1 protein-coding gene is annotated in these 397 nt (G+C 51.4%); it reads left to right on the top strand.

Features of this window, described 5'->3' with window-relative positions:
* The coding region (locus tag KJQ97_RS09650) for an IclR family transcriptional regulator (RefSeq protein WP_214120729.1) at positions 1-397 on the top strand (397 nt) is incomplete at both ends.

The following is a 397-nucleotide window of genomic DNA, read 5'->3' as shown; positions in this document are numbered from 1 at the left end:
TCATTATTCAAACGCTGCGTATTCCAAAAAGCACCGCGTATCTGCTGTTGAATGAATTAAAACGTCAGCGATTTATTAGCCTCGATCATCCGGATAACTACTGCCTGTGGACTAAGCTCGGTGAATTGTCGGGTCATGCGCTCAGCAAGATGGATCTGCGGCCGCTGGCGCGTCCTCGTCTCACACAACTGATGGCTGAAACCGGGCTGCTGTGTCACTTGGGGATCATCGACCACGAAAATGCGTATTACATACTGAAAGTGGAATCCTCATCCACTATCAGCGTGCGCTCGCATGAGGGGAAAAGCCTCTCTCTTTATCGTTCCGGCATCGGCAAATGCCTGCTGGCATGGCAGCCGGCCGCCGTACGCAAAGCCATTATTGAACAACTGGTATG

The sequence above is a fragment of the Campylobacter sp. 2018MI01 genome (assembly GCF_018501205.1).
Lineage (GTDB): Bacteria > Campylobacterota > Campylobacteria > Campylobacterales > Campylobacteraceae > Campylobacter_E.
Note: the sequence above shows the minus strand (reverse complement) of the source record. Positions and strands in the feature narration are given on the sequence as shown.